1 protein-coding gene is annotated in these 2,311 nt (G+C 44.1%); it reads right to left on the bottom strand.

Translation table 11 applies throughout. The features are described from left to right. Positions 1-194 precede the first annotated feature (194 nt). Positions 195-2,000: a serine hydrolase gene (locus QUB52_RS28930; RefSeq protein WP_332975656.1), complete on the bottom strand. Its 1,806-nt coding sequence runs from the start codon at positions 1,998-2,000 to the stop codon at positions 195-197. Positions 2,001-2,311 lie beyond the last annotated feature (311 nt).

The raw sequence follows: 2,311 nt of genomic DNA on the forward strand, positions 1-2,311 counted from the left end.
AGTTAAGACTTTGGATTCAATCCAGTAAAGCAAAACTTTCCATTATATCATAAAATTATTTTGCAAGAGGTCTATTATATAAACCCGCCCCGCCCCTACGATAATTCCGTAGTTACCGGATTTGATATCACCATACAAACAATCTGCGTTTATCTGTGTTTATTTGCCTCACATCTGCGGTTTACCTATCAATATTATTTGACAGCAGCACTCGCAGCAACCATATTCCAATTTACCCTAGAAGCACCGTACAAAATAAAATTATCCAAAAGTCCGTAAGCATCCCCGCAATTGTAATTTTTAGCATCAACACACTTCTTATCCGCCCTCTGATTCACCGCCACAAAAATATCAACTCCATCCGGCAACACACCCGCATACATCTTCAAATTAGCAAAATCATCAAGGATGTGACCTCGATCGTCCACAGGCGGCAATTTCCACTCTTTGGGATTGTTATTTCCCCCTAACTGAATTGCCCAAGCATGAGTACCATCAAAGGAGCCATTGTGAGCAGTATATCGATTCCAAACATTATTTCGCTTTTCCCCGATGCGCGGGTTATTCTCATAACCACCAACCCAATATTGTGACATAAATTTGAGAAAAACTCCAGCTTCCGCAGCTAGCAAACCAGTGCCAGGACTCAAATCTGTGTGTCGGCGGGCAAAAGGAACCTGGCTTAAATTCCAAGACCAGTTTATCGTGCCGGGATTCGGATTTATCCAGCTAGAAAAGTCGCAAAAGCTGCCCTTCAAAATGCAATGCGGTCGCTTCAAATCCCATCCCTTACCGTAGTAAGTTTTTCCGTTCCAGTGGCGTTTTTCCGGTTCGCGATCGCCAAAATTTTCTACTCCTTGGCTCATAAAAATTCCCTTGGTAGCCGTAGTAGGAATTCCCAACTCTGTTTTGAAGAAAACTTCCAAAGCAGAGCCTTGATGAGTTTCTAGTTTCCCCGTTTTAGCAGCATATCTGCCAGAGGCTACAAGCTGCTCCAATATAATTGTAGGAAATGCCGGACTGGTATTGGAATAATGATATTGACCGAGAGGATACTGAAGGCATCGGCCAGCCAAAACCATCAGAGTTTCTTCTAAATTAGGACTTGGCAGAAAATAGCCAGCGTTAGCAGAGATGCCGAGTTGATTTTTAGCTGAACTTACAGATTTATTTCCCCATTCATTGACAAGTAGCTGTTCTTGTGATTGAAAATCTGCTGCTGTTTTCAGATTGCGAAGGACTGGCAAATTTGCAGTTATATCTTGACCGTATCTAGGGGCGCTGCGCTGAAGTCCAGATCGGTGCGATAGCAGGTTTCCGAGGGTGACGTTTTGCCACTGTTTGTCTGCAAACCCTGAGTTGAGATTGCTACAATTATTATCTTTAATTGCTACGGAAAATTTTACTTTTCCCGAAAATACGGCGTGCAATTTTTCAGGGATAATAGCCACTGGATATTGCTTGTTCAAACCGGGAATTAGGGGCGGATAATGCTGGGGATCGAACAATTTCATTCCTTCGATTTGCTCGTCAGTCAGTTCTAAGCCTGCCCGATCGCGCGCCGTCTGTTTTAGCACCCAGCGCACCATTGCAAAGGTGACAGGCTTGCTGATGCTGCCCATACGCATGGGGGTGTCTGCGGATACGATCGCGCTTAGAGGAGCCTGCATATCGTCGCCGCAAGCCGGATTTGCGTTCAAGGTCGATCGACCTTTCATGCGCCCCAAGCCCCAAACACCCACGGGCTTACCTTTGACAGAAACACCGAGGACAGCCGCACCGACGCAGCGGTAGCGCATGAACTCTGTCAGGGATTGCAAAATCGGCTGTAGTTGCGCGTCGCCGCTACCGCTAACGGGGATGCTTTCTTGTGCTAAAGCTGTGTTGTTGTTCGACTCAAAAACCTTTCCGAAGCCTCCTAAGAGGATAGCACAAATTAAGGTTAAACTCGTGTAAAAACATCTATTAAATTTGAGTTGATTAAAAGCAATTTTTATCATAAAAGCCTCTGGTTTTAAAATAAAGGGCGGTACTCAATTTCCCGCCCTTTCGTAGCGCGATTGTCAACGTAATTTGATAGATGAAGTCAACCGCAGATATCGGGCAGACGCAACAGTGATAGACCCAGATTATTTCAAGATAGGCAAGCGATTTTTGCAATTTAACTCTACTAAGCTGTTGTGCATTTAAATTGTATATCTTGATGACAATTGAAAATCTTCACATCCTCTCCCCGGGTGCATCTCACTTTGGCGAGTATGCCAAAAAAGGGTTAAAATGAAAAAGCTAGTAAAATTGCCAAATAAAGATG

This window comes from Microcoleus sp. A6-C6, assembly GCF_036705955.1.
In the GTDB taxonomy this organism is placed as follows: Bacteria; Cyanobacteriota; Cyanobacteriia; order Cyanobacteriales; family Microcoleaceae; genus Microcoleus.